Origin of the sequence: Pasteurella testudinis DSM 23072, assembly GCF_900176075.1 — a bacterium.
In the GTDB taxonomy this organism is placed as follows: domain Bacteria; phylum Pseudomonadota; class Gammaproteobacteria; order Enterobacterales; family Pasteurellaceae; genus Chelonobacter; species Chelonobacter testudinis.
Window position 1 is genome coordinate 143,337 of the sequence record NZ_FWWV01000024.1, and the last position, 6,779, is coordinate 150,115.

Genomic DNA, 6,779 nt, shown 5'->3' on the forward strand with positions numbered 1-6,779 from the left:
CTATACTGTTTCCGTGTCTGATAAAGCCTGTGCAGGCAAAACCCAAGCCCGGGCCTGTTGATATTCCTGCCACAAAGTGCGGTATGCCGTGTCGCTTTGCAGCAAGGTTTGATGATCGCCTTGCGCAATAATGCTGCCCTGTTCCATATACAGAATTTGGTCGGCGGAAGTAATCGAGGATAACCGGTGAGCAATCATAATCACGGTTTTATTGCGCATTAACTCGTTAAACACCTGCACCAGATTGGCTTCGTTTTTCGCATCGGAAAACGCCGTCGGTTCGTCCAATATCAAAATCGGGCGGTTTTGCAAAAAAGCTCTGGCAATCGTCAAACGCTGTTTTTGTCCGCCCGATAACAATTGGCCGCGCTCACCGACAGCGGTTTGGTACTGTTGCGGCAAGGTCATGATAAAATCATGAATGTGGGCTTTTTTCGCCGCCTCGACAATGGCTTGTTGATCGACATTTTCCAGTCCGTAGCTGATATTTTCCGCAATCGAACAGGAGAACAGAAAATTATCCTGAAACACCACCGAACATTGGGTCATCAAATCTTGCGGATTAATCTGCCTGATATCAATGCCGCCCAACTTGATCCTGCCTGAACTGACATCCCAAAACCGCAACAGCAGATTGATCAGCGTCGTTTTGCCGGAACCGGAAGCGCCGATAACGGCGGTAAAACTCCGTTCGGGAATCGTCAGATTAATATTTTTCAGCACGGCTTCGCCTTGTGCGGTGTAACGGAAATTAACATCGTCAAATTCGATATCGTAACGTATCGGTTTTTGCGGATTTTCACTGAACGCCAAGCTCTGCATGGCTTCCAGTTCGTTAATCCGCTCTATCGCCGCCCTGGATTTCTCCAACAAGTGAAACAAGCCCATATACGGGTGCATGGTTTCGATTAAGCCCGCCGCCAGAATCAAAAAGGCGAACAAACTGAACAGCGACAACAGCGCCAAGCTATGCAGATAAACGCCGGCGGCGATTAAAAATATCATCATCGGCATCGGGGTGAACAGACTGCGTGCCAAACGCGTGGCAAAGCCGACTTTTTGCAACCAGTTCATCATCACATCATTGAAGCGGTTAAGTGCGGTTTGAAAACGGCCGTAAGAACTGTTGCCGGCATCAAAGGTGCGGATCGTGCCCATCCCCTGCACATATTCGATAATCGCACCGTTGATACTCGCCAAGGCTTCGCCATATTGACGGCGAAACCGTTTTCCGCGTGAAAACAATGCGCGCAACAGCAACATCATCAATAGCGCAAAACCGAAGACCGCCAAACCCAAACGCCAATCCAGCACCAGCAGCGCACCGACGACAAAGATCGGCGTCGTATAAGCCTCGGCTTTTAACGGCGGCGCATCAGCGACAAAAACGTGCAATTCATGTACGTCGTCCAGCAAGATTTTTGCCAATGCGCCCGAACCGATTGACCGCACTTTGCCCAACGGCAATTCGCTGATTTTGCGCGACAGCCGCTGGCGCAGCACCTTTTCCAGCCGGAAAGCGGCATAGTGCGATTGATCGTGCGCCTTGATTTTCAGGGTGTAATAGACAATGGTCAGCCCCAATAACAGCAGCAGCCAGCCAAACGGAAAAGCGCTGTTATGTGCGGCAAGATAAACCACCTGAATCATCACCAGCCAAATGCTTAATTTGATCAGCTGTGCAATCGAGGCAAGCAACATTGAGCAACGCAGTTGGGCGGCAACCGGTCTGCAAATCTGTGCATGCCCTGTTTCTTTAATCCCAATGCCCATCGCTAAAATCTCACTTCCGTCGATAAGCCGATGACGCGCGGTTGTAATTTAAACGCTTCGCCCCGATCTGCGGTCGGCATGAAAATATCATTGCGCGCATTGAAAATATTATCGGCATACAGCATCACACGCCCCTGTTTAAAGTTATAAGCCAGATAGGCGTTGGCTTGCGAATAGCCTTTGATTTTACGGACGTCGCTATTGGTCAATTCGGAATAATAACGATTAACAAAATAGATGTCGCCGCCGAATTCCCAATGATTGAGGAACTGATAGCGTCCGCCTAATGTGGCGGTGTAGCTTGGTGAGCGGCTGAGTTTATTGCCTTCGATCCCGCTGCCCGGATATTTTTTCACTTTGGTTTTTAATAAACCAATTCCGGCATAAAGATTCAGATTGTCCGTTAGTTGCCAATCTGCATTGGTTTCGATCCCGTAAGTCACCACTTTGTCGGCATTACGAATAACAACCGAACTGGCAGATAAATAATAAGGCAATTGCATATTTTTATAATCGTTATAGAACAGATTAGTACGGAGTTCAAAACTATTGTCTGTGGATATCCAACGGTGATACAGCTCATAATTCCAGACATATTCCGCATCATATTCGTAGCCGGTGTAAGGATTGGCAAAGGTGACTCCGGCACCACCCGGATTATAGCCCCGACCAACTTTAAAGCCTAAACGCTGTTTCTCGAGCAAATTCCATGCCAGATCGATTTTGGGTAGGAAAACATTGTATTTTTTATCCCGATCGATCTCAAATAAAGCGCTACCGCCTTGCCGTTGGTGGTGTTCTTGCTCATAACGAGCTGATAGCGTAACGTCGAAGTTTGCATTCGGCGCATATTTTAGTTCGCCAAAAACCGCTTTTGTTTTGGTTTTGTCTTTGAAGATATTATGAAACGTGCGGATATCAACGGTCTCATCCTGTTTAGCCTGAAAATAAAACAGCCCGAACAATCCGGAATATTTCGCATAGGATATCTCAAATTTCATTATCGGCTCGATTTGCAGCTCACGCCCGTCCAATGTTGCCGGTGCTCCGAGCGGTGCGGGCAATGTCAAACGATTATTCTCATATTTTGAATAAATCAATTTATTTTCAAACTTCCAGAAATCTGAAAACTGCCAGCCGATATCCCAAATTCCGCTCGTTGACATGGTATCAAGAACCGGACGTTGTGGTGTAAAGCGGACATTATTGATCGGCTGATTGCCGGCCTCGTTTTGCGGTAATCTGGAATCAAGATGATTGAGTGTGAAACGACTATAAAATTCGGGCAATGCGGATGGTGTCCACAATAACTTGGCTCTTGCCGTGGTGGTTTTATACCAGCGCGGATTCCCGACCGGCTCATAAGAAATTAAATCAACAAAACTTTTTCGTTGCTGTTGATCGACACTTAAGCGAAACGCCAATTCATCGGCAATTAACGGTCCCGAAATCATTGCGGCGGTTTGACGGGTATGTTGGTTGCCGATATTCAGTTTTGCCGCGCCTTCCCACTCATGGCTCGGATCATTTGAGGTCATCACCACCGCACCGGCAATTGCGTTGCGTCCTTGGGCATAGCTTTGCGCACCACGATAGATTTCCACTTGTTTCATATCCCATAGGGATTTTGCACTGTGTGCCAATTCTACATAGGTTGAGGTGCGACCATCAATCGACATATTTAAACGCGGACGGCTTCCGGCAAAAAAGGCTACCGCACCGGTTGCAGGTCCGGAACCATCCACGCCACGCACGGTCGCTAAATCATTGCCCAGACCGGTGTCCAAAATATTGACCGTCTTTTTGAGTAAATGTGTTGCGGTTGTGATATCACCTGCACGTTGCAGATCATTGACCGTGGTCACAGTCAAACTGGAGCTGGTTTCAAACTTTGATCGCTCTGATTTTTCGCCTGACACAATAATTTCATCTAATTGTCCTATTTCTGTTGCGGCAAAAACTGACGGACTGCTTAAAGCGAAAATACTACTGCCGACCAGCATGGCGCGGGCGGAAATGGCTATGGGGGTTAAGCGGAAAAACATAAATTTGCCTCCGATTTTCAAGGTTAAATTGCTGGTTTTAGGATAATTTATTGAGAATTTGGATTTGTTTACACTGGGTTTTATACCGATTTTTATAAAAGAAGGTTTACAAAATAAGCATTAAAATCCAACATTTGTTAATATAAATTATCAACCCCAACAATGCAAATGATAATAGATGTTATTTGTAATTAATTTGCGTAAAAACCCTGTTTTAAGTATGCTTACCGGCATCTCACCGCTAACGGGCAGAAAATAAGGATAAAGCATGAACAAATCCGCAGTGATACAACAGACCGCACTTACCCTGTTTTCACAGCACGGCTGGAAACGGATTTCGGTTGATACGATTTGTCAGCAGGCACAAGTCAGCCGAGTGACATTTTATAAGCATTTCAAAAATAAAAAAGCGTTGCTCAAACAACTGCTGTTTGAGCAAAAAGAAGAGGTGCGATTGCGGTTCTTGGATTTTTTAAAACAAGAAATATCATTGGAAACTATCATCAGCCAAATTTTTAAAATGCAGGAAGAAGCCTTAAAAGGACTCTATTCCCAACCGATGCAAGCGGATTTTCAGTACCATTCGGACGCAGAGATGCGGGCATTTTTTGCCGAAATGGAACAGGAAAAATACCAATTTATGTCTGATTTTTTTCAACAGCTGCAAAATAAGCGCATCATACAACAGGATTTCCCGATTGCGCTAATCAGCGTGTTCACCCGTAAAATTGATGAACTGCGAACCGATCCGCAGCTCGGCAAATTATATCGCGGCAAAGAGCACCAGCTGAACATTGACGCTTTACAGCTGATGATGTACGGCCTTGCTTATAAAAAGGGAAAATAATACCGTCTAGTCGGAAAGCGCCTCTGAGCGAAGGTCTGGCGGTTAAGCCGGATCAATTCGTTTATGTCCTGCCGGAAGCGTTAGCTTATATTGACCGCACTTTCTACCATATCCGCTAAAGTGCGGTTATCCATTTCAGTTTATGAGTTGCCTTTACCACAGAATTTGATTTTTTCCTGTTATCGTTTTATCCTGAAATCAAGCGCTTAAATTTTCAGCAGACTGATTTTCAGATTAAAACAACAGGAAAACCCCATCATGGACACGAAGGACATTGAAAACATCGAACTGACCTACCTCACTCTGGACGATTATCAAGAATTAAAAGACGCCATGATCAGTGCCTATGCCGTATTGCCGAACGCTTATTGGAGCGAAGATGAAATCCGGCGCTTGATCCGTAAATTTCCGGAGGGACAGGTGGTGATTAAGATCAACGATTGTCTGGCAGGCTGTGCGTTGTCGATTATCGTGGATTACAATAAATTCGGCGATAACCACACCTATCAAAAAATCACCGCCAACGAAACTTTCGATTCGCACAGCAATAAAGGCGATATTTTGTACGGCATCGACGTGTTTATCAAGCCGGAGTTTCGCGGTTTACGCTTGGGGCGGCGGTTATACGATTATCGCAAAGAGCTGTGCGAAAAGCTGAATCTGAAAGGGATTTCGTTCGGCGGACGGATTCCGAATTACCATAAATATGCCGACCAACTGACCCCGAAAGCCTATATTGAAAAAGTGCGGTTGCGCGAGATTAACGATCCGGTGCTGAATTTTCAGCTATCTAACGACTTTCACCCGCGCAAAGTGCTGAAAGGCTATCTGGAGGGCGACAGCGCTTCCAACGAATATGCGGTGCTGATGCGTTGGGACAATATTTATTACGAGCCGCCGAGCAATTTGGCAACGCAAAACAAGAAAGAGATACGGCTTGGCTTGATCCAATGGCAAATGCGCCCCTACCGCAATGTCGATGAGCTGATGCAGCAAGCGGAATATTTTATTGATGCGGTTTCGGGTTATCACTGCGATTTTGTGCTCTTCCCCGAATTTTTCAACGCACCACTGATGGCGAAATACAACCACAATGCCGAACCGGACGCAATCCGTAAGCTGGCGCAATATACCGAAACCATCGTTGGCAAATTTGAAGCGCTGGCGATCAGCTACAACATTAATATCATCACCGGCAGTATGCCGGAGATCAAGGACGAACATCTGTATAACGTCGGCTATTTATGTCGGCGTGACGGCAGCAGCGAACGCTTTGAAAAGCTGCATGTCACCCCCGACGAAGCCAAAATCTGGGGCATGATCGGCGGTACGCAATTGAAAGCGTTTGATACCGACTGCGGCAAAATCGGGATTTTGATCTGTTATGATGTCGAGTTTCCGGAATTGAGCCGCTTATTGGCGGATCAAGGCATGGAGATTCTGTTCGTACCGTTTTTAACCGATACGCAAAACGGGTTTTCACGGGTGCGCCACTGTGCCCAAGCGCGCGCGATTGAAAACGAGTGCTTTGTGGCGATTGCCGGTTCGGTCGGCAACCTGCCGAATGTGCATAATATGGATATTCAATATGCGCAATCGATGATTTTCACCCCCTGCGACTTCGCGTTCCCGACCAACGGTATCAAAAGCGAAGCCACACCAAACACCGAAATGGTGTTGATCGCCGATGTCAATATCGACGAATTGCGCGAACTGCACGAATTCGGCAGCGTACGTAATCTGAAAGATCGGCGTAGTGATCTGTATCAGTTGCGTTGGAAGAAGAAATAAACACGGCGTAAAACCAAAGTGCGGTTAGTGATCTGACCCCCAAAAGTTGGACTGTTTAATGAAAGAATTGGGTTCGATATTGTATCGGACTTAATCCTTTTAATCTTACTTGAATTCGTTCTGCATTGTAATACTGAATATATTGATGAACCGCCTGTTCAATTTCATCAACCGTATCAAACTGTCGCACATAAAAACATTCTGTTTTCAGCCTGCCGAAAAAACTTTCCATCGCGCCATTGTCCAAGCAGTTGCCCTTTCTCGACATACTGATTTGAATCCGATTCGCCGCCAATATGTTGCGATAAGACGGCATTTGGTAC

5 protein-coding genes are annotated in these 6,779 nt (G+C 46.1%); 2 read left to right on the top strand and 3 right to left on the bottom strand.

The genetic code is table 11. From position 1 onward, the window contains the following. Positions 1-1,773: an ABC transporter ATP-binding protein gene (locus tag B8880_RS09495; RefSeq protein WP_084257374.1), complete on the bottom strand. Its 1,773-nt coding sequence runs from the start codon at positions 1,771-1,773 to the stop codon at positions 1-3. Positions 1,774-1,775: 2 nt separating this feature from the next. Continuing rightward, the gene (locus tag B8880_RS09500; RefSeq protein WP_244165626.1) at positions 1,776-3,818 is read right to left on the bottom strand and encodes a TonB-dependent receptor; all 2,043 of its coding nucleotides are present in this window, start codon (positions 3,816-3,818) and stop codon (positions 1,776-1,778) included. Between the two features lie 268 nt (positions 3,819-4,086). Here B8880_RS09500 and B8880_RS09505 point away from each other — a divergent pair, with 268 nt between their 5' ends. Both B8880_RS09505 and B8880_RS09510 read left to right on the top strand, forming a co-directional pair. Then, positions 4,087-4,665: a TetR/AcrR family transcriptional regulator gene (locus B8880_RS09505; protein ID WP_084257375.1), complete on the top strand. Its 579-nt coding sequence runs from the start codon at positions 4,087-4,089 to the stop codon at positions 4,663-4,665. Between the two features lie 258 nt (positions 4,666-4,923). Beyond that, the gene (locus B8880_RS09510) at positions 4,924-6,456 is read left to right on the top strand and encodes a carbon-nitrogen hydrolase family protein (RefSeq protein WP_084257376.1); all 1,533 of its coding nucleotides are present in this window, start codon (positions 4,924-4,926) and stop codon (positions 6,454-6,456) included. Between the two features lie 55 nt (positions 6,457-6,511). On the opposite strand, the gene B8880_RS09515 is transcribed toward B8880_RS09510, so the two are convergent. Further along, a partial coding sequence (locus B8880_RS09515) for an IS3 family transposase (RefSeq protein WP_143933427.1) occupies positions 6,512-6,779 on the bottom strand: 268 nt, incomplete at its 5' end.